Source organism: Paenibacillus sp. QJM3NY_38, from assembly GCF_056173265.1.
Map to the genome: position 1 here is coordinate 6,985,424 of NZ_CM149665.1, position 20,070 is coordinate 7,005,493.

Genomic DNA, 20,070 nt, shown 5'->3' on the forward strand with positions numbered 1-20,070 from the left:
CGCCTGTTCAAACACATCTGCTGTCACATATCTTCTACCGACTATCAGCAAACGCTTTCATATAGTAAGTCTATTGTTCATGCTCCGCATGCAATTGTCAATGAATTTGAAAATAACGCTCGGCATTGTGGTAGCAAATATCCTGGATAATGGCACCGATAAATTCATAATCCGCGGGCAGTTCCCCTTCCTTGATCCAGTCGCCGAACAGGCGGCACAGCACTCTGCGGAAATATTCATGCCTCGGGAACGACATAAAACTCCTGGAATCGGTCAGCATGCCGACAAAGGTGCTGATCAGCCCCATGGAAGACAACGCGGTGAGCTGCTTCAGCATCCCTTCCTTCTGATCGTGGAACCACCAAGCGGAACCGAGCTGAAGCTTGCCCTCGACGCCAGCCGACTGGAAATTCCCGATCGTAGTAGCGATCATTTCGTAATGCGAGGAATACAGGCTGTACACTATGGTTTTCGGCAGCTGATCGTTCCTGTCGAGCCTGCTTAGAAAACCGTTCAGGCTTTCCGCCAGAAAGAAATCGAGAATCGAGTCATACCCGCTGTCCTTGCCGATCTTCGCGAACATGCGCGCATTATTGTTCCGGATCGCCCCAATGTGCAGCTGCATGGTCCAGCCCTTGGCGTGATACATTTCTCCGAGCTTGAGCAGGGTATAAGTGCGATATTTCCGATCCTCAAGCGGTGTGAGGCTTCCCCCGCTGATCGCTTTGCCGTAAATGCCCGCAACCTCTTGTTCATCGGCTTGTTCGAAAGGAAACGCGCCAAAGCCGTGATCCGACAGGCGACAGCCATGATCATGGAAATATTGAATCCGCTCCTGCAGGGCATCCAGCAATCCCTGATAGGTATCCACGGCTATACCGGCCGTTGTTCCCAGGTTCTGTGCATAGGTGGTGAAATCCGGGTTCGTGATATCCAGCACCCGATCCGGCCGGAATGCCGGGGCAACGACGGTCGACAATTCCCCATGATCCCGAATGGCCCGATGATACTCCAGCGAATCAACGGGATCATCTGTCGTGCAGGCCACTTTGACCTTGAATTTCTCCAGAATTCCGCCTGCCCGCAAGGCAGGAGCCCTCAGCTGCTCATTGCAAGCTTCCCAGATCTCCTTAGCATTATCAGCGGTCAACCGCTCTTGAATCCCGAAATAACGGGTCAACTCCAGATGGGTCCAGTGATAGAGCGGATTGCCCACCAAGCGCGGAACGCATTCCGCCCAGGCCATGAACTTAGCTTCGGCGCTGGCACTGCCTGTAATCAGCTCTTCGTCGACGCCAAGCCAGCGCATCGCCCTCCATTTATAATGGTCACCCTCCAGCCATAGCTCCGTCAGGTTATCGAACTGCCGGTTGGTGGCGATATCCTTCGGGTTTAAATGATTGTGGTAATCGAATATCGGCATCCCTTCCGCATAATCATAAAAGAGTTTCTTCGCGCTGTTGCTGTTTAGGAGCAGGTTTTCCGTGTCCAAACGACTCATGTGATCGCCCTCCGATTCTTATTTCGATTTTCAGTTCCATACTACCATACAAGTATGGTAGTATGGAATACATTAGGAGGTGATGCAGTGGTAGAATCTTTGCGATTACAGCCAGGATCGGCCGGAAATATCGTGTACTCCCGGCTTAAACAGCAAATTGTCAGTCTGGAGCTGCCGCCGGGAACGGCTTTATCCGAGAAGGAGGTTTCCCTATCCTTCGAGGTCAGCCGGACGCCGGTACGGGAAAGCTTTGTCCGTTTGGCCCAGGAGGACCTGGTTGTTGTGCTTCCCCAGCGCGGCACGCGTGTCTCGCTCATTGATTCGGAGCTGGTTGAGGAAGCGCGCTTCATGCGTGAACAGCTGGAGAAAGCCGTCGTCCGGCTTGCCTGCGAAAGCTTTCCTGAGGATAAATTGGCCGAGCTGGAGCACAATCTGTCCGAGCAGCGCGAGAGCATCGAGAAGAATGACGGCAAGCACATGTTTGAACTGGATGAGGCCTTTCATCGTATTTTGTTCGAAGGCTGCCGCAAGGTCGGCACATGGAACGTGCTGCAGCAGATGAACGCTCATCTGAACCGGAGCCGGATGTTATGGTTGTCCGCCGATCCGAATTGGACCAACCTGTACGAGCAGCATCGGGAGATCGTGGACGCGATTTCACGTCATGACGCCGATCATGCCGAACGGGAAATGCAGGCGCATCTCAGCCTGATCATCTCCAATCTGGCCGTGCTGAAAGAGAAGCATCCCGATTATTTTAAATAAGCCTATGGCAGTGGAGAGACTTTAACCGACTCGCTACTCTCCATCTTGGCGGTGCACTCGTAACTTGCAAAATTCCCAGCAGCTTTGCGTTAACTCCTTAAACTTGTAAAGGCGGTGAAGAAATGCGCATGGTATTCAGGTGGTTTGGCGAGGGCAACGATACGGTCTCGCTTGATCAGATTAGACAAATCCCCGGCGTGGAGGGCATCGTATGGGCACTTCACGATATTTCTGTCGGCGAGGAATGGCCGATGGAGCGAATTGAAGAAATCGCAGACCAGGCAAAAGCGTACGGCCTTCATATTGATGTCGTGGAAAGCGTGAATGTGCATGAGGATATCAAGCTTGGGCTGCCCTCGCGGGATCAGTATATAGCCAACTACATTCGGACAATTGAGAAATTGGGCCAGGTCGGCGTCAAAGTCATCTGCTACAATTTCATGCCGGTGTTTGACTGGGCTAGAACCGATCTCCATAAGCAGACTGCCGATGGATCGACGGCTCTCTTCTTTGAGAAGGCCAAGATCCACGGCATTGATCCGATGGAGCTGGTACAGACGATCAACCGAAACAGCAAGCTTACGATGCCAGGTTGGGAACCGGAGCGTTTGGCGCATCTGACCTCCCTGTTCGAAGCATACCGCGGCGTTACCGAGGACGATCTGTGGCGTAACCTCGAATATTTCCTAAGCGCCGTCATCCCGGCTGCCGAGAAGAACGGCATTCGAATGGCCATTCACCCGGATGATCCGCCTTGGCCGATCTTCGGTCTGCCGCGGGTCATCACCAGCCAGGAGAATCTGCGGAGATTTCTCAAGCTATATGATAGCCCGGCGAACAGCTTGACCCTGTGCAGCGGATCGCTTGGCGCCAATCCGGACAATGACATCGTCTCCATGATCCATGAGTTCCACGACCGGATTCCGTTTGCGCACATCCGGAATGTACGCGTCTTTGATAACGGCGACTTCATTGAAACGTCCCACCGTACCGAGGACGGTACCGTTGATATTTCCGGCATTGTGCAGGCCTATCATGACAACGGTTTCACCGGATACGTAAGGCCCGATCACGGTCGGCATATCTGGGGCGAGCAGTGCCGTCCGGGTTACGGCCTGTATGACCGCGCCTTGGGCATTATGTATCTCTGGGGGCTGTGGGACGCTTACAGCCGGGAGCGCGCGGGAAGTCCAGCCGAGCTGAAGGAGGCCGTACAATGAGTGAGGCAAATATCCATGCAGCGGGTACAGCCGAACCCGGATCAAGCAAAGCTTCTGTTGAGTCCGCATCGCAAGCGACGCCATCCCTTCCCATTCATCCGTCATTAAACGGGAAGACGGTTGTCATTACGGGCGGCTCCGGCGTATTGTGCCGGGCGATGGCTTTGGAGCTGGGCCGGCAAGGTGCCAAGGTCGCCGTCTTGAATCGTACGGCCGAGAAAGGGCAGCAGGTGGCGGATGAAATTACGGCCGCCGGCGGTACAGCGATTGCCGTTTCCTGCGATGTAACGGATGTGGAAAGCGTCCGGCAAGCGGAGAAGGCTGTGCGCGAGTCTTTCGGCCCCTGCGATATCCTCATTAACGGAGCCGGCGGTAACCGGAAAGACGCGAATACAACCAACGAAATTTTCCGTCCGGAGGATGTGGGGCAGCCGGATCTGACAACCTTTTTCGGGTTAAGCGTACCTGGCTTCCGCAGCGTATTCGATTTGAACTTCATCGGCACGCTGATACCGACGCAAGTCTTTGCGGAAGGGATGCTGGGACGTCCCGGGGCCGTCGTGCTGAATATCTCGTCCATGAGCGCACCCAGCCCGATGACCAAGGTCCCGGCTTACAGTGCAGCCAAAGCGGCCATCAACAACTTCACGCAGTGGCTGTCCGTGCATCTCGCGGAATCCGGCATTCGCGTGAATGCGATCGCGCCAGGCTTCTTCCTGACCGAGCAGAACCGCAATCTGCTGACCCATAGCGATGGTTCGTTAACCGAGCGCTCTCATAAAATCATCTCCCATACCCCTATGAGACGGTTCGGCGTGCCGGAGGATCTGCTCGGCACCCTGCTCTGGCTTGTGGATGATCAGACCTCCGGGTTCGTCACCGGAACGGTGATTCCCGTTGACGGCGGCTTCATGGCTTATTCCGGCGTATAACGGATTACTATGCAGCAGGGCCGACTTAAGATCCTTTGATCTTAAACCGGCCCTGTTTTTTTGCATCACGGCAACTGTATATGCCTGAGTTTATCCGGATTTGCCACGGTATAAATCGTTTCGATCCGATGGTTCTTAAAAGCAAAAGAATAAATAAATTGGACACCATTATCCAACCAGATCCGCATTCCCGGCAGACCATTGACGGTAAGATAAGAGTACGCATATTGTCCTTCATACATTTTAAGCAGGTTCAGATGCAATTGGATCACTTTATGAACTCCAACCACAGGAATTTGCGCCGCTCTGACTTTACCGCCGCCATCCGAGTAGAGCACGACATTTTCGCTTAACAGCTCCAGCAGCTTATTCGTGTTCCCCTGCAAGAGGGAATCCACAAATTCCTTGATTTGCACCTCCGCCACCGATATCGAGGGTCTCTGATCAGGTTCAAAATGAATGCTGCTCTTAGCGCGGCGGAAGATTTGACGGCAATTGGCACTGCTTTTTCCCAGAATTTCAGCAATTTCGTCATAGGAATAATGGAAAATCTCACGGAGAAGAAAAACAGCTCTTTCCACCGCGTTCAGCTGCTGAAGGAGCAGCAGGTATGCTGTAGAAATAGACTCTTGCTGTTCTACGATAAGCGAAGGGTCCGTCTCTGATGCCATATTCTCGATCAAGGGTTCCGGCAGCCAGGGACCGACGTACAGCTCGCGCTTTTTGGCAGAAGAGCGCAGCAAATCCAAGCAGCGATTCGTTACGATTTTGTACAGAAACGCTCTCTCATTGCGAATGTCCTCCGGATGGGGCAATTGGTTATAGCTGATGAAGGCCTCCTGTACGATATCTTCCGCATCCATCACACTTCCCAGCATCCGGTAAGCTAACGAGAACAGAGCGGATCGATAGCTTTTATACAATAACTCTGTGCTCATTCGGGGTCCTTTCCTCACTTTCAAGCGAGAGTATATGCTGTACAGCCCGCTTGGCGCTTGCAGTTGCAGCATCTACCAAGAGTTCGCCGTGCGCTGCCCATTCTCCCGCTACATACAACCCGATGATTTCAGGAACGGCTGGACCCGGGTTCTCCTGGCGTTTCACATGCATAAAATCGTGGCAAACCGTGATGTTAGGAAGGTATTGTTTCTCCACGAGCTCGTTGCGCCAACCGGGCTGCACCAAGTCTAAGGTTTCTTCTAATTCCTGCAGATCCCTTCTTGCATCCTTCTCCTTGCCTTGATACTTAAGCAAGGTTATGACTTGTGCGCCATCATCACTAAGGTAAGCCGCTCGGGATTGATTCGAGAGAAAGACGGTTTGATCGAGGCCGTACACAAACTGCTGCTTCGGTTCCGGAAGACGACGCAGGGCTACATCCAAGCAAGCCGCTGTCACTTCGACCGCCTGCTCCTTCCAAGTATGAAGGGCGGTTTCTTCTGCATGGGGCACCAGTTCATGAGCGACAGCTGGCGGTGTGGTAAGAATAATATGGTTTGCTTCTATTTTCATGCCATCGCCGCAAAGGACGTGCCGTACCTTTCCCTCGTGATGCTCAACCGAAATGACTTTATTCTTCGTTATGATTTGAACTCCCTGCTCCAGAGCCTTTTGTTTTAATTCATCGACCATGGCCCCCCAGCCCCGATCCAGATACAGCACTCCCTTAAGCGCATGCTTAAGCTGCTGCAGTACAGGACCGGCAGCCTGCAGGTCAGGGGCTACCACATAACTCGCTGTACGTAGTAGCGAATAGAATAAATTTCGTACCATCGGATCCTGCACGTTATCTTCAATCCATTCGCGCAGACTCATGTTGTCGTACAGCTGCGTATCCAGTTTACCTAATTTCGCAAGCCAGGCGCCGAGCTCCATCTTGCCCTTCCAGGATAATAGAGGGGTGGTGAATAGGGATTTCACGCCCATGGGCAACGGACTTAATTTCCCTTTCCAAATCCCGTACCCGTCAATCGAAGGTTGGCCTCCCGGCAATTGGAGCCCTAATTCGCGAAAGGTTGAAAGGGCATCTCCATGATATAAGGCATGCCCGCCCAGATTGAAGTAGGCTCCCTTCTTCTTATGGGTCATAGCCCGACCACCTAAACGCTCCTGCTTTTCAACGAGTATCGTTTGCTTCCCGGCTCTTGCCGCATAGATTGCAGCTGTTAAACCGGCTACGCCTCCACCTACAACGGCTACATCATATTTTAGCATCCGTCATCATCCCTTTCGGTTTTATACGGGTATGACGGGCGAGGGCATCGAGATGTGACAGAAATGAAGGTCCAAACCGAAAAGTAATGTCATTCATGATTTCAGGACTCCTATAATATATCAGGAAGCCACAAGCTTCGAAGTTATACTTTCTGATGATTTCAATAAAACCCCTCTTCAATTTCGAAGAGGGGTTTTGCATGGCTCTATATCATAATCGCACGTTTGGGCTTCATTCCGCCTTACAGCACAGCCTCCGGCTTAAAAAAAGCCGGCAAGTACTTTTTGTTCGCCTCCAGCATTTCACCCAGCAGCTGCTTCGCTATACTTACGGAAGGCACCAGCGGATGGTGAACCAGTGCTTGCAGCGCAATACCACGATCACCGGTAATGGCCGCTTCGATCGTCAATTGTTCGTACACTTTCACCGCATGCATCAGTCCCTTCACATGGGAAGGAACCTTTTGCGGAGCCAGCGGTATTGGCCCTTGGCCCGTAACCACGCAGTTGATCTCGATGCTGGCATCCGCAGGCAGGAAATCATAGATATTGCCGTTTGCGACATTCAATGTCTGGATATCATGGCGGTCATTGTAGATGGACGTCATCAGGTTGACTGCCGCTTCAGAGTAATAAGCGCCGCCCCGCTGCTCCAGCTGCTTCGGTTTCACGGCCAAATTCTCATCCTTGTAAAGCTCAAACAGCTCCTGTTCAACGCGGCTGACCACGTCCGCTCGGGTTCCGTCCTTCTCCAGCGATGCCTTCATATCCGCAAACATCGTATCGGTCATGTAGAAATATTTAAGATAATACGTCGGGATCGCTCCAAGCGAGCGGATAAAGTCCGCATCCCAGCCGAAGGTCGGCACGTTCTTTGCCGTATACGATTTGCCGCCGTCCAGCAGCTCCGGCATCTTCTCTTCCCCGTTAACGATAGCGGACGTCACCCAGTGCAGATGGTTGATCCCGACAAACTCGGCCAGTACGTCCTTCTCCGACACGCCATACTCCGCCGCCAGGAACTTCTGAAAGTTAATCGGCGAGTTGCACAGACCGACCGATTTCACCTTACTGTGCTTAGCAACCGCCTCCGTGACGATACCCGCCGGATTCGTGAAATTCAGCATCCATGCATTCGGTGCCAGCTCCTCGATATCACGGCAAATGTCCAGAATCACCGGAACCGTGCGCAGCGCCTTCAGCATGCCGCCCGGGCCCGTCGTCTCCTGCCCGATGACGCCGTGTTTAATCGGAATATGCTCATCCTGTTTACGTGCCGCGAGCAGGCCGACACGCATCTGGGTTGTCACAAAATCGGCACCCGCAATCGCTTGTCTGCGATCCAACGTCAGGTGAACCTCGATCGGCAGGCCCGACTCTTTCACCATGCGTTTGGCCAGATTGCCTACAATCTCCAGCTTATGCTTGCCTTCTTCAATGTCAACGAACCATAGTTCGCGAATCGGCATTTGCTCATAATTGCGAATGAAACCTTCAACAATTTCCGGGGTATAGGAGGAACCTCCCCCGATGACCGCTATCTTTAATCCTGCTGCCACGTTAATCGCCTCCAAGGTATGGTATCAATCCGTATTTATCAGGTTTTTATCCAACGATAAACTGATCAGGCTGTGGTTGCCTGCTCAAACGTAAATGCTTTCAGTTTGGCCTCCGTCTGTGCATCAATGGCATGACCGTCAGCGTCCATCGCGCAGAGAAGCGCGCCGGAAACCGGATCGGATGTCAGTCTTACACAGGTTGCATGCGGTGCCCGGACCGCAACGATCCGCTCGATCGCATCCGTCAGGATCGAGCTGTTCGGCCTGTTCAGCACGCTGCCGATATAGACAATGTCAAAGGCTTCATCCGTCATGTCCAGCCGCCGGATCAGCGTACATACCGCATTGGCCAGCTCTTCGCCTTCATTCTCAAGAATTCGGGTGGCTACCTCGTCACCTGCTTCAGCTGCCTGGAACAGGGTCTTCACGAGGCTTGGCGGAACCTTCGTCTTGCCGTAGAGGACATCCTCATACATCGGTTCTACAGACGTATATCCCAATTGCCCCAGTACGAGCGATGTCAATAAGGTTGCCGGTCCCCGCTCATCCCAGGCCCGAATGACTGCCCGAAAAGCCAGCGTGGCAAATCCGGAACCGCCTGCGTAGCCGTCTCCATACAAGAAGCCAAAGCCTCCATACTGCAGCTCTTCTCCCGCACGATTTCGGGCCGCGCTGTTGAAGCCCGTACCGCAGATCAATGCAGCGCCATACGGACGGCTCGTTCCAGCCCTCATCCCGATCATGGTATCGCATGCGATATCATGCTTAGGATAACCGAGAGCCCCGATCATCGGACGCAGGATCTCATAATCGGCTTCCCGATCTGCTCCGGCCAAGCCGAAATAAGCATAACTGATATCTTCTTTGGCAGCTCCAGCCTCTTGAAGAGCCGCATTGCAGGCTTCCTCAATATTACGGGCCGCATGTTCACGGTGAATCTGGTGATTGCCGTTCCCAGACGCTCCCTTGCCAAGAATGTTCCCTTGTTCATCGCAGATCACGGCGTGTGTCTTACTACCGCCGGCATCTACACCCAGATACAAACTCATGCATTTCACTCCTACCCGCCATCCAGCGGCGTCATGTGGTGGTATATATTTAAGATACCGCTTCCACTGGCATCCATCTACTGTTATACGATCAAGGAGTGATACTATCTTACTGTTTCTTGGTTTTTGAAGTGGAGGGGATTATAGGAGTGCCGGCATAAGCACGCTCCCGAATTTCGCTTGGCGATGCGCCGACATGCTGCTTGAACAGACGATTGAAATTAGACAGATTCCGAAACCCGCAGGATTCCGCAATCTCGATAATTTTCTGGTCCGTCGTCTCTAGCAAGTGCACGGCATGCGTCAAACGCAGCTGAATCAGATAATGGTGCGGTGAAGTGCCGACCGCCTGCTGGAACAGAGCGCTGAACCGGGAAGGGCTCAGATGCGTTAAGTCCGACAGCTCCTGCAGCGTCCAGCTGTAGTCCAGCTGAAACTCCATCGTGCGCAGGACTTCTTTTAACGCATGCATTCCCCTGCCCTTGATCGGCCTGTTCGCTTGAGCCGGAATCGAGAGATGGCGGTTTGCCAAACTCAGGAAACGAATAAGATCCGAGCGGATCAGGCTCATATATGCTGTACCTCGGGCTTGATACTCCTCCATCATGCGCCCCAGCAGGTGAGCCAATTCATCGTGCACGGGGGACTGCCTCTCTATGTTTCCGAGCGAACGGAAGGGAGCCATCAGATCCGGATCGAACTTGAGGTCAATGGATAATAACGAAGGCTCGAACATAATGACATCCATCACCAGGTTCTCAGTCTCATACGCCCGGTGAAGATCATTGCTGTTGATGAAAATAATATCCCCCTGCTGAAACTGGAGTTTCATCCCGTTGATCAGAATAAATCCGGTCCCGCTCTGAATATAATTGAGCTCCAAAGCATGATGCCAATGCAGGCGCTGGGCTCCGGCAAATATGCCGTGCGTGGTCGACGCTGTAAAAGGAAAAGCAGCGTTCGTAAAATCTATAGCATCAGGAACGACACTCTGCGGACGATTCACTAAAAAAAGCACCTCCATGCCTTCAGACATCAACGTATCAACAATTTACCCTTATCGTAACATGAGCGCTTATTATACTTAAAACGTTTATCGACGTATTTCCTCAGAACACAGGCCGCACTCCACCCACCCGGATGTTCTCCTGCGAAAATAGGCAGGGTAAGTCACTTGAAGGGTATACTTCCTATTACTAAAAAAAGACCTGCCTCAGTATGCCTGAGACAGAGTCTTTATAGGAAGGTTCATTAAGATAATGCAAGCTCCACCGTCCAGCCGAACGGATCCTCAACCGTTCCGAGCTGGATGCCCGTGATGGCGTCATATACGCGTTTGGAGAGTTCGCCCGTTGCTCCCTCACCAATCTTCAATTGCTCATCCTGCCATTCCAGGGAACCAATCGGCGAAATAACCGCTGCAGTGCCGGTGCCAAAAGCTTCGGTCAGCAATCCGCTGCGATGGGCCTCCACGATCTCATCAATGGAGATGGCCCGCTCTTCTACCGGGATATTCCAGTGCTGAAGCAGCTGGATGACGGAGTTCCGGGTAACTCCATCCAGGATGCTGCCATTCAGTGCTGGGGTAACGACCGTATCACCCAGCTTGAAGAACACGTTCATGCTGCCGACTTCCTCAATATATTTGCGATGTACGCCATCGAGCCACAGCACCTGCGAGTATCCCTTCAGCGTTGCTTCATCCTGTGCCTTCAAACCTGCCGCATAGTTGCCAGCTGTCTTGGCATTGCCTACGCCGCCGGCTACGGCACGCACGTATTTAGGCTCCACGTAAATGCTGACCGGATTGATGCCTTCCGCATAATACGAACCGACCACCGATAGGATAATCATGAACTTGTATTGCAGCGATGGCGCTACGCCAAGCACAGGCTCGGTTGCGATCACAAATGGACGGATATAGAGCGATGTGCCCGGCTCGGAAGGAATCCAGTCACGATCCACGAGCACGAGCTGCTTGAGCGCTTCCATAACGAGCTCCTCGTCCAATGCCGGAATGCTCAGTCGCTGGTTGGACAGGTTAAGCCGCTGAATATTTTTGTTCGGGCGGAACATGAGGATTCGCTCATCTTCCGTCAAGTAAGCCTTCAAGCCTTCAAATACGGTCTGCCCATAGTGAAATACCTTGGCGGCAGGGTCCAGTTCGATCGGCTGATACGGAACGACGCGCGGATCGTGCCAGCCTTGACTTGCGTCATAATCGAGAATAAACATGTGGTCCGTAAATACCGTGCCGAAAGCCTGTTTATGGTGGCTCGGCTTTGTCTTCGGGGTCGTCGTTAATTCCACGGGTATCGTGTAAGTCATGTGCACACATCTCCTTATTTTGCAAACGTTATTAGTTGAATCATATCAATGGATACCCTATATTAAAAATATCTGATTTATAGGGATACCATACCTTAAAGGTATGGACAGGGGGTATGAACATGGATATTCGACAGCTGCGATATTTCCTGACGATTGCACAGGAAGGGCAGATCACGCGTGCAGCGAAACAGCTCAATATGGAGCAGCCTCCATTAAGCCGTCAGCTGAAACTGATGGAGGAAGAGCTCGGGGTTCTGCTGTTTGAACGCAGCGGCAAGCAGCTTCAGCTCACCCACGCAGGCGAGCTGCTTCAGAACAGAGCCGCGTCCCTGCTGAACCAGTTCAATGAAACGCTAACCGAGGTAAAGGAGATCCACGCGGGAATCCGCGGCATGCTCTCCATCGGTGCCGTCGTCTCCTGTATTTCGCTCCTGCCGCAGCGCATCCATATCTTTCGGCAGCAATATCCTGAGGTCACCTTCAAGATCCGGGAAGGCGATCACTCCCTGTTGGCGGATCAGCTCGACAAGCGCAATATCGAGCTTGCGGTGACCCGGCTCCCTTTCGAATCCAGCTTCGGGCCGGAGCGTTATGCCGTTCAGCCTTTGCCCTCCGACCCGTTCGTCGCGGTCCTTCCAAGCAGCTGGGAAAGTGTATCCTCCCATACGGAAATCTCGATGCGCGAGCTCGCGGAATATCCGTTCTTGTCCTTAAAAACCGATCAGACAATCGGCATGCACGAGCGGGTAATACAAGAATTTAAGCGCGGCGAGCTTGAACCGCGTGTCATATGCGAATGCTCCAGCGTTGCCATTATCGTTGCATTGGTAGCGGAAGGCATCGGCGCCACCATTTTACCCGAGTCAGTGATGTCCTCATTTACGATTCCCAACATTCGGACACTGTCCATTACGAGCGCTGATTTCCAGTCGGATGTGGGTATTGTCTGGCTCCGGGATCATGTACTATCCAATCGGGCTATGCATTTTTTAGCTACCTTTATAGAATAACATTTGTTGATGCCCTTCGTCTTCCCCGGCTTTGTCCAAGCCGTGCCGCTTTAGCGGATTCATTATTCCTTATTCATTGTTAACAAACTTGAAGTCGCTAATCGTCCCGCAGCGGCTAAACCCGATATGTTGATACAATCGATTGGAGACCGGGTTGGCCTGATCGGCATACAGCATGGGTACCAAACCGTCCTGCAGCAAGCGAAGTCCGAGGTCTGCAACCAGGGCGCCGGCGTAGCCTTTTTTCCGTTCAGCCCTCGGCGTGTATACAGCGTTGATGCGACCGTGCCGTGGTGACCGGTGTGCAACATTAGCCATCGAGACCGCTTTGCCGCCGGCTATCCATAAATATAACCCACCCTGCTGAATGAGTCGCTGCGCCGTCTCGACCTTGCTTGCCGCATTCGCGCGGACCCCATAAGCATCCTCCGAGAATCCGACCAGAAACTGGGCCACCTGCTGCGTATCTTCAGCAGCGGCCTGTCTGATGGTGCCCTCGACGAAGTGAGGGGGCTTCACGGCAGGGGCATGATAAGACTCCATCGTCATATGATGACGGTAGGTCTCACGACGTTCCTCTGCGTAACAGCTTGCAAACTGCTCTGCCACATCCGGCTCCCCGGTCACCCCAGGCAGGGTCACCTCCTTAAGCTCGCTAACCAGCGCTTGGAGCAGGTGCTGCCGCCTATCTTCGGAAACCTTCCGGGAAATCCATAACCATGCATTCCCACGAGGAGACTGCGCAAAGATCATGCGTCCATCCGGCGATTTCAGCCCCAAGTTCTGCGGCGACCCGGCAAGGAGATGAATCAGATTGTATGACACCTCATCCTGAATAAAATCTTCCTGGTACAGCACCTCGTCCTGAGGCATCAACTTCGTTAACATGATTCAGCCTCCCTCTCTCTAACATGATCTTTCCCTGCCCGGCCCAAGTGGTGGACCGATCGCACGGACCCGCCGCCTTCAGCGTCTCCGTCAGCCCAAAAAACACAAAAAAGCCCCGTCCCCTATAGGGACGGAGCCTTGTCTCCGCGTTACCACCCTGATTCGCGCCGGCAAGCCGTGCACGCACTCTTGTCATCATCCATCAATGATGCCCCATGATAACGGCTGGGAATACCCGGATACGCCTCAAGTTATAAACGATCAACGGATCTGCTCCGAGGTGATGGCCATGCATCGCCGCTGACTGCTTCGCACCACCCAGCAGTTCTCTGGCTCAGCTTCCTTTGCGACTCTGGCGTCCTCATCCTGGCATGTTTGAAAAATTTAACTCAGTTTACTCCCGGCGGCATCCAGCTGTCAAGCCCGATTTCACCTATGAAGAAATGCTGGAGACTCCATCTCATTTGTTATTAAAACGGAAGACCAGCATATCCCCCTTCTCCGGATGGACGCCATCATGCTCCGTATATCGTCCGCCCGTGTACGTGTTCAACGTTTTTCGCCAAAAAATCTGGGTACTCATATTGCGCTCGGTCGGATTCGTTTGCAGCTCCCATGCACCTTGGAAATGATCGAACACAAGCTCAGCCGCTCGTTGGGCTACACCTTGTCTTCGAAAAGTCCGAAGCACAAAAAAATCATTCAAGTAGTACTGGATATTCGGCGATGGAATGTATGGCGTGGTCGCCACCAGGGCCAGCCCTGCCGCAATACCATCTACGGAGATCAGATAAGGAAAAAGAACCGATGGCTGCTCCCACCACACATCGAGCTGCTTGCTCTGCTCGCTTAAGGTCGGCACATCCTCTTTTTCAAATACACCGAACCGGTTAGGACGGACCCCCCATATCTCAGCAATGTCATGCAAGTACAGCGGATATATGTTATGCAGAATAAATGACTGTTCCTTCGGGCATAAACGTACCTCAATATTCACGGTCAATCCCCTCCCTAATGAATGATGTATGTAAGTTTAGTATGTCTAGGATAACATATTTACTCTACCAAGAGGTTTACAGGTATGTAAATTGCGTTACGAATGTAATAAAAATCCGTTAACCCTACTCCTTATTTCACCATGATTTTATTATATGTCCTACAGCTCATCCAAAATAATGTTGAATTCTGTTAATTTATATCATGCAAAGAGCCAACCGAATGTATACATCGGTTGGCTCTTTGTTTTCTCAGCGCTGTATTCAGTGCGTTTGTAGTCTTATCAAACGGGGATAAACCCCTTGGCGCATCCTCCTGCGAGGCTTACTCTGTCAAACCCAAGGCATTCCGCGCCATCGTCATATACTCTTCCTGACCTGTCAGGAGAGCGAACTGGGCGATCAGCACGGGATACGCGGCATGCTGTTCGACAATATGATCGAACATGCGCGGCCATACCTTCCCTCCGGCTTGTTCATACCGGTCCAACAGGACACGGAGATTATGCTCGCCATAAATAGCGTAGTATAACACGAAGTCTTTGGCGGGACTTGCTACCTCGGACTCCGTCCAATCCAAAAGTCCGGTCACCTGCACGCGCTCATCAATCAGGATATGCGGGGGGTGAAGATCGCCATGGATGAGGGCAGAATGCGTCGGCCAATAGGAATCCTCATCCAGCCATTTTTGCCATCTCTCCCACAGAGCATCGGAAACGCCCAGACGGCTCTTGATGTCTTCCATATTTCGCGCCGTCTCCTCACGAACCTCTTGGGGACTCTTTACCCGCAGACCTGCTGCTCGGGCTGCGTCATGATCGACGCCATGCAAGGCAACCAGCGCTTCAGCCAGTGAGCGGATAAACCCGTCTCCCGGATTCTCATGATCCATATTCCATGCATATCCTTCCATGCTGACGGAAGCGGCAGGCTGCCCGCTAAGCAGCGGATAGGCGATGAGCTCCGGCGTGTAAATCCGCCAATCCGGTACATCAACCGAAAGATGGGATTGAATCAGCTTCAGGACCCGAGCTTCGTTATCTGCTCTGTCCAGCACATCCGGTCGTCTCGGTTTCCGCAGAATCCACCGTGCTCCAGTCCCTGCCTCCTCTGCGAATCCAACAAGGAAATCCATGCCGGATTCATTCATCTCTATTCCCTCCGGAATCAAATTCACCCCGTGTTTTCCGGCAATCTCCAGCATCTCTTGGATCACTTGTGTATAATCATCATTTGGTTTTGCTATTGTCATAAGGAATCAATCCCCTTCCATTTTACATTGCATCATGGCCGTCATTACAACAAAAAAGCACAGGCAACGAGCTGCCTGTGCTGGGTAACCGGAACGGGTCTAAGCTGTCCACCGTTCCTGAAATGCCTACTCGAAATACACATTCAAATAAAACAGGAAGGTGAGAACACCGTTATCCCGCAAATGAAAAAAAGTGTATTTTTATAGACATATCATAAAAATGGGTTACGTAAAAAAGACGGACTCATCCCGATTACCCTGCATCTGTGCAGGTCTCTTTAGCGCTATATCATTAGCCGCGAAAAGATCTCAATCGGGAATAATCCAACATACGTAACCCTCCGTTCGTTTATAAGTTGTGTATAACTTTACCAAAACCATTCGTAGTTTGCAAGGCCTATTTGGTCAATGTTTCCCATTTCATTGGAATAAGATTCCATCGGTTTAGATCAGCACAGAAATGACCAAGTCACTCCGCACGTGCCTGTTCTCATCTTCCGGCTCTATTTACGCTTCCTGCAAATGCTCTTTGCAAAACGTCAAGAGTTCTTCCTCTTCCTCGGGCTCCATATCGAAGTCCAGGTACTGGTCCGTTGTCCGCTCATAGAAGTCGTATTTTACAATGCGCGAAGACTCTTCGTCATCCAGATAAATCACTCTCAGATAGACGCCATGCTCCGAATAGAGCTCGTCGTCCTCCGGCACGTCCAAATCGCATACAAACTCAAAGCGTTTGCCTGCCAGGATTCCAAATGGATCCTTCACCAGTTCAACGCTATATTCTTTGATTGTCAGCATATTCCCATCCTTTCTATCGCTCTGATATCTCCCGTATGCCTATCGAGCTTGTAATTATTTATCGTCTTCTTGACCGGTCCGTTCCTTCCCCTTCGCGGTTGCTGCGAACGATCTGGTCATGGACTTGATCAACTCCACTTTACGGTAACGCAAGGCGGACCAATCCTCATCGATAGCGATTTGCCGGACGGGCTCATAGCCTTCGTCAGCAAGAATGCCCGTAATGCTCTCCCGGCTGCAATCGGAGTTCTTGTAGGTTTTGGACGATTTCTTGGGGTAACACAGCCACAGCAGGCCGTTGTCAGTCACAGAGCTGGCCGCGATCTTGGCTAAGCGCTGCAATTCCTCATTGCTTGTCCCGAAGACTTGCACAAAATCGTAAGGCACTTGCTTAGGCTCCGTATGAACTTCCCCTTGCAGGGAATTGATGACCTCTTGATAGGCCTGTGGTGCGTTTAGCATCAGAATCGGTTGGCCGAGGTCCTTGAATTGCAGCTTTTTGACGGTTGGATGTGTCTCCAGCATGTTAAAGCATCCTTCCTCTCGATTCAATTTTTATATAACGCTTCGGATTTTATTAAGAAGAGCATACCCAAATGAATGGGTACGCCCTTACAGCTGGTCAATCCACATGGCGGTTAAATTCCCCTGGGATTGCGCGTTATTCTTGTTACTGCGCTTTCTTGATCTGCTTGCTTCGCAGCTGCCCGCAGGCTGCATCGATGTCGGTTCCATGCTCCAGACGAACGCTGCAGCTGATGCCTTGTTTTTTCAAAGTATCGTAAAAAGAGGTAATCGATTCTTTTGTGCTGCGCTGATATTGGCTGTGCTCATCCACCGGGTTGTACGGAATGAGGTTCACATTTGCCAGATTGCGTCGCTCGCCAATAAGCTCTGCCAGCTCAAGCGCATGCTCCCGCTGATCGTTCACATCCTTCAGCAGAATGTACTCCAGCGTGATACGGCGATTCGTTTTTTCCAGATAATAATCAATCGCCGCCATCAGCTCCTCGATCGGAATCGCTTTGTTAATCTTCATAATGCGGGTTCGAATCTCATCATTCGGCGCATGCAGCGAGATGGCGAGATTCACGCCCAGATCGCTGTCCGCGAACTCGACGATTTTGTTTGCCAGCCCGCTGGTCGATACCGTAATATGACGGGGACCGATGGCAAGCCCCTTATGATCCTTGATCACGCGAATGAAATCCGACATGTTCTCATAATTATCAAACGGCTCCCCGATCCCCATCACCACGAGATGGCTGACCCGCTCGCTGTTGCCTTGTTGATCCAAGTGAAGCTGTACCTGCATGACCTGCTCCACAATTTCCGCTGCGGACAAATCCCGGCTCTTCTTCAGCAAACCGCTGGCGCAGAAGCTGCAGCCAATGTTGCAGCCGACCTGGGTAGTCACACAGACCGACAAACCGAATTTATGCCGCATTAATACGGTCTCAATCAGATTGCCATCCACCAGCTTGAACAGGAACTTAACCGTTCCGTCCAGAGACTCCTGCTTGGTGTGCTCCTCCAAGGTCAGAATCGTATAATGCTCCGCGAGCAGCTGCAAGCATTCCGGATGCACATCCGTCATATCGGAAAAAGCGGTGACCCGCTTCCGATACAGCCACTCCCATACCTGTGTTGCCCGAAACTTTTTATGTCCACGCTCGCCTAGCCAAGCCGTCAACTGATCTAATGTTAATCCATAAATGGATGGTTTGTTCATTGATTGGTCCTCTTTCTATTCATAGTCCACTCCTTATTGTCCCAAAATTCCGAAGCGAACACAAGGGGAGTTATAGGCAATTCACGCTTCTTATACGTAAATCAGGATTGACATATCCAATAAATACCTTTATCTTATGATTGACTGACCCAATCAATCATAAATATAGAGTAGAAAGGAGACATCGCTCCATTCGTTAAGGACATTCACCGCTATTTGTCCTGCTTCTTTATCCAAATTTGAAATTCAGAGGATGTTTTCCGTTTATCATTGACTGACTAAATCAATCTATACAGGAGGTCTTCGAATGAAAACAAAAGGCAAAGCGCTCATTCTAGGTGGAGGCATAGCCGGACTATTCGCTGCAACCGTGTTATCCAAGCATTACGAAGAGGTGATCATCACGGATCGGGATGAGTTTCCGGCAGGACCGGAGACTCGGGCGGGTACGCCGCAGGCCTATCATCCGCACCGTTTCCTTGAGCGCGGCAAGATGATCGTTGAACGATGGTTCCCCGGCATAACCGAGGAGCTGGTTCAGCACGGGGCCCACCCCCGGGCGCATAAGTCCGTTAAAATGACCAACCGCTTCGGCACGCTGGAAATGCCCGATGAGCGCAATGCGGGATGCAGCCGATCCCTGCTGGAGTGGACGCTGCGCAGCAGAGTGGCCAAACTGCCCAACGTCACCCTCCTACCGAAACTGACGGCCCAACAATTGCTGTTTGACGCAGACAAGAATACCGTTACCGGCGCGGTGTTCCGGGACAGAAGCGTCGAAGAGCCGGCACTCCTTCATATGAATGCAGATATCGTCGTGGATGCAAGCGGGCGCGGTTCCAAGCTATCGGATTGGCTCCAGAACCTCGGTTATGCGCCACCCGAGGCCGAAAGGCTGCACATATCCCTTGGTTATAGCACGCGGCATTATAAGGTGCCAGAAGACATCCACGCGGCGTGGAGCACCATTGTGAACGAAGGAGATCCCTCCCGTGGTATCGGCACGGCCGTATTTAATCCGATAGAGAACCAGATTGCGGAGGTTGTTCTGTACCGCGCGGGAGGAGACTCTTATCCGACAACCAACCATCAGCTGTACGACCAGGAGGCACAAAATCTGTTCGGCGCTACCATCGGAGATTTGTTTCAGCAGCTTGAACCCGTCTCAAACCCGCGCGGCTACCGGATCGAGGAATGCCTGAGACAGCATTTCGAGCAGATGGAGGATTGGCCTTCCGGTCTGCTGGTGCTCGGTGATGCTTTATGCAGCTTCGATCCGATATTCGGCCAGGGCATGACGGTGGCCGCCATCCAGGCAGATACACTGGACCAATGCTTGCAATCGATGCAGAATGGAGCACTGCCTGAGGAGGGATTCGAACGCTTCGCCCTTCTAAAGATTCAATCCGCCATGGAGCCTGCATGGTGGCTTAGCGCAGCCGCGGATCTCAGATGGCCGGGCGTGACATACGAGGGCCACCTGTCCGCCCAAGGCTTCTCTTTTGCCCAGAGTCTGTTCGATATATGCCAGGAGCTGGCTTATGATCATAACGATATGGCCGTATTCGAACAGTATATGATGGTAACGGGTCTCTTCACCTCACCTCAGGATTTGTTTAATGCCGAATATATCACCGCACTCGTGAATGCAGACCCAACGGGTAAAGGTAAAGCTTGGCTCCATCAAGTATTACAGGAGACAAACCTGCCGCTGGAAGAACTACTCGCCCGGATCATTCCGGTCTTTAATAATGAATTTCTGCCCTTATCCATGGGATTGCCCGAATAAATCAAATGCGTTATTGTTGATATCAGCAAGAGAAT

Annotated in this window: 18 protein-coding genes; 5 read left to right on the forward strand and 13 right to left on the reverse strand. The window is 51.9% G+C overall.

All coding sequences use genetic code 11. The annotated features are described in order from the left end of the window. Window positions 1-97 precede the first annotated feature (97 nt). Window positions 98-1,501 carry a glucuronate isomerase gene (uxaC, locus tag AC0VZ8_RS32425; RefSeq protein WP_475485528.1) on the reverse strand — a complete coding sequence of 468 codons (1,404 nt, stop codon included), beginning with the start codon at window positions 1,499-1,501 and terminating at the stop codon, window positions 98-100. Window positions 1,502-1,588: 87 nt separating this feature from the next. Here uxaC and AC0VZ8_RS32430 point away from each other — a divergent pair, with 87 nt between their 5' ends. From AC0VZ8_RS32430 to AC0VZ8_RS32440, 3 genes are all read left to right on the forward strand, one after another. Next, window positions 1,589-2,266: a GntR family transcriptional regulator gene (locus AC0VZ8_RS32430; protein ID WP_475485529.1), complete on the forward strand. Its 678-nt coding sequence runs from the start codon at window positions 1,589-1,591 to the stop codon at window positions 2,264-2,266. Window positions 2,267-2,388: 122 nt separating this feature from the next. Then, window positions 2,389-3,486: a mannonate dehydratase gene (gene uxuA, locus AC0VZ8_RS32435; RefSeq protein ID WP_475485530.1), complete on the forward strand. Its 1,098-nt coding sequence runs from the start codon at window positions 2,389-2,391 to the stop codon at window positions 3,484-3,486. Beyond that, window positions 3,483-4,418, forward strand: a complete 936-nt coding sequence (locus tag AC0VZ8_RS32440) for an SDR family oxidoreductase (RefSeq protein ID WP_475485531.1) — start codon at window positions 3,483-3,485, stop codon at window positions 4,416-4,418. The genes uxuA and AC0VZ8_RS32440 overlap by 4 nt, the downstream gene beginning before the upstream one ends. A 65-nt stretch (window positions 4,419-4,483) precedes the next feature. On the opposite strand, the gene AC0VZ8_RS32445 is transcribed toward AC0VZ8_RS32440, so the two are convergent. From AC0VZ8_RS32445 to AC0VZ8_RS32470, 6 genes are all read right to left on the reverse strand, one after another. Beyond that, a complete protein-coding gene (locus AC0VZ8_RS32445) occupies window positions 4,484-5,356 on the reverse strand; it encodes an RNA polymerase sigma-70 factor (RefSeq protein ID WP_475485532.1) in 873 nt (290 codons plus the stop codon). After that, window positions 5,334-6,632, reverse strand: a complete 1,299-nt coding sequence (locus tag AC0VZ8_RS32450; RefSeq protein ID WP_475485533.1) for a phytoene desaturase family protein — start codon at window positions 6,630-6,632, stop codon at window positions 5,334-5,336. The genes AC0VZ8_RS32445 and AC0VZ8_RS32450 overlap by 23 nt, the downstream gene beginning before the upstream one ends. A gap of 242 nt (window positions 6,633-6,874) precedes the next feature. Further along, entirely contained in the window at window positions 6,875-8,191 is a 1,317-nt protein-coding gene (locus AC0VZ8_RS32455) for a 6-phospho-beta-glucosidase (protein WP_475485534.1), read from the reverse strand. 65 nt (window positions 8,192-8,256) lie between these two features. After that, the gene (locus AC0VZ8_RS32460) at window positions 8,257-9,240 is read right to left on the reverse strand and encodes an N-acetylglucosamine kinase (protein WP_475485535.1); all 984 of its coding nucleotides are present in this window, start codon (window positions 9,238-9,240) and stop codon (window positions 8,257-8,259) included. 109 nt (window positions 9,241-9,349) lie between these two features. Further along, window positions 9,350-10,246 (reverse strand): helix-turn-helix domain-containing protein, encoded by an 897-nt coding sequence (locus tag AC0VZ8_RS32465; RefSeq protein WP_475485536.1) that lies wholly within the window; start codon window positions 10,244-10,246, stop codon window positions 9,350-9,352. A 245-nt stretch (window positions 10,247-10,491) separates the two neighbouring features. Further along, on the reverse strand, window positions 10,492-11,568 hold the full coding sequence (locus tag AC0VZ8_RS32470; RefSeq protein WP_220687197.1) for a branched-chain amino acid aminotransferase: 1,077 nt from the start codon (window positions 11,566-11,568) through the stop codon (window positions 10,492-10,494). Window positions 11,569-11,690: 122 nt separating this feature from the next. Here AC0VZ8_RS32470 and AC0VZ8_RS32475 point away from each other — a divergent pair, with 122 nt between their 5' ends. After that, complete coding sequence (locus tag AC0VZ8_RS32475) at window positions 11,691-12,581, forward strand: LysR family transcriptional regulator (protein WP_260064707.1); 891 nt, start codon at window positions 11,691-11,693, stop codon at window positions 12,579-12,581. Window positions 12,582-12,650: 69 nt separating this feature from the next. On the opposite strand, the gene AC0VZ8_RS32480 is transcribed toward AC0VZ8_RS32475, so the two are convergent. The 6 genes from AC0VZ8_RS32480 to rlmN form a co-directional block, all read right to left on the reverse strand. Continuing rightward, on the reverse strand, window positions 12,651-13,469 hold the full coding sequence (locus tag AC0VZ8_RS32480; RefSeq protein WP_475485537.1) for a GNAT family N-acetyltransferase: 819 nt from the start codon (window positions 13,467-13,469) through the stop codon (window positions 12,651-12,653). Window positions 13,470-13,929: 460 nt separating this feature from the next. After that, window positions 13,930-14,466: a GNAT family N-acetyltransferase gene (locus AC0VZ8_RS32485; protein WP_071218703.1), complete on the reverse strand. Its 537-nt coding sequence runs from the start codon at window positions 14,464-14,466 to the stop codon at window positions 13,930-13,932. Window positions 14,467-14,789: 323 nt separating this feature from the next. Beyond that, window positions 14,790-15,716 carry a macrolide 2'-phosphotransferase MphI gene (gene mphI / locus AC0VZ8_RS32490; protein WP_475485538.1) on the reverse strand — a complete coding sequence of 309 codons (927 nt, stop codon included), beginning with the start codon at window positions 15,714-15,716 and terminating at the stop codon, window positions 14,790-14,792. A gap of 507 nt (window positions 15,717-16,223) precedes the next feature. Beyond that, entirely contained in the window at window positions 16,224-16,514 is a 291-nt protein-coding gene (locus AC0VZ8_RS32495) for a DUF6509 family protein (RefSeq protein ID WP_220687194.1), read from the reverse strand. A gap of 54 nt (window positions 16,515-16,568) precedes the next feature. After that, window positions 16,569-17,039 (reverse strand): DUF3052 domain-containing protein, encoded by a 471-nt coding sequence (locus AC0VZ8_RS32500; RefSeq protein WP_475485539.1) that lies wholly within the window; start codon window positions 17,037-17,039, stop codon window positions 16,569-16,571. Window positions 17,040-17,184: 145 nt separating this feature from the next. Beyond that, window positions 17,185-18,246 (reverse strand): dual-specificity RNA methyltransferase RlmN, encoded by a 1,062-nt coding sequence (gene rlmN / locus AC0VZ8_RS32505; protein WP_475485540.1) that lies wholly within the window; start codon window positions 18,244-18,246, stop codon window positions 17,185-17,187. Between the two features lie 307 nt (window positions 18,247-18,553). On the opposite strand from rlmN, the gene AC0VZ8_RS32510 reads away from it, so the two are divergent. After that, on the forward strand, window positions 18,554-20,035 hold the full coding sequence (locus AC0VZ8_RS32510; RefSeq protein ID WP_071218698.1) for an FAD-dependent oxidoreductase: 1,482 nt from the start codon (window positions 18,554-18,556) through the stop codon (window positions 20,033-20,035). The last annotated feature ends 35 nt before the right edge of the window (window positions 20,036-20,070 follow it).

Excerpts from the sequence above, each read along its gene's own strand:
- uxaC (WP_475485528.1), bottom strand. The coding sequence starts at position 1,501 with ATGAGTCGTTTGGACACGGAAAACCTGCTCCTAAACAGCAACAGCGCG.
- AC0VZ8_RS32470 (WP_220687197.1), bottom strand. The coding sequence starts at position 11,568 with ATGACTTACACGATACCCGTGGAATTAACGACGACCCCGAAGACAAAG.
- AC0VZ8_RS32440 (WP_475485531.1), top strand. The coding sequence starts at position 3,483 with ATGAGTGAGGCAAATATCCATGCAGCGGGTACAGCCGAACCCGGATCA.
- AC0VZ8_RS32495 (WP_220687194.1), bottom strand. The coding sequence starts at position 16,514 with ATGCTGACAATCAAAGAATATAGCGTTGAACTGGTGAAGGATCCATTT.
- AC0VZ8_RS32500 (WP_475485539.1), bottom strand. The coding sequence starts at position 17,039 with ATGCTGGAGACACATCCAACCGTCAAAAAGCTGCAATTCAAGGACCTC.
- AC0VZ8_RS32475 (WP_260064707.1), top strand. The coding sequence starts at position 11,691 with ATGGATATTCGACAGCTGCGATATTTCCTGACGATTGCACAGGAAGGG.
- AC0VZ8_RS32445 (WP_475485532.1), bottom strand. The coding sequence starts at position 5,356 with ATGAGCACAGAGTTATTGTATAAAAGCTATCGATCCGCTCTGTTCTCG.
- AC0VZ8_RS32450 (WP_475485533.1), bottom strand. The coding sequence starts at position 6,632 with ATGCTAAAATATGATGTAGCCGTTGTAGGTGGAGGCGTAGCCGGTTTA.
- rlmN (WP_475485540.1), bottom strand. The coding sequence starts at position 18,246 with ATGAACAAACCATCCATTTATGGATTAACATTAGATCAGTTGACGGCT.
- AC0VZ8_RS32460 (WP_475485535.1), bottom strand. The coding sequence starts at position 9,240 with ATGAGTTTGTATCTGGGTGTAGATGCCGGCGGTAGTAAGACACACGCC.
- AC0VZ8_RS32510 (WP_071218698.1), top strand. The coding sequence starts at position 18,554 with ATGAAAACAAAAGGCAAAGCGCTCATTCTAGGTGGAGGCATAGCCGGA.
- AC0VZ8_RS32480 (WP_475485537.1), bottom strand. The coding sequence starts at position 13,469 with ATGTTAACGAAGTTGATGCCTCAGGACGAGGTGCTGTACCAGGAAGAT.
- uxuA (WP_475485530.1), top strand. The coding sequence starts at position 2,389 with ATGCGCATGGTATTCAGGTGGTTTGGCGAGGGCAACGATACGGTCTCG.
- mphI (WP_475485538.1), bottom strand. The coding sequence starts at position 15,716 with ATGACAATAGCAAAACCAAATGATGATTATACACAAGTGATCCAAGAG.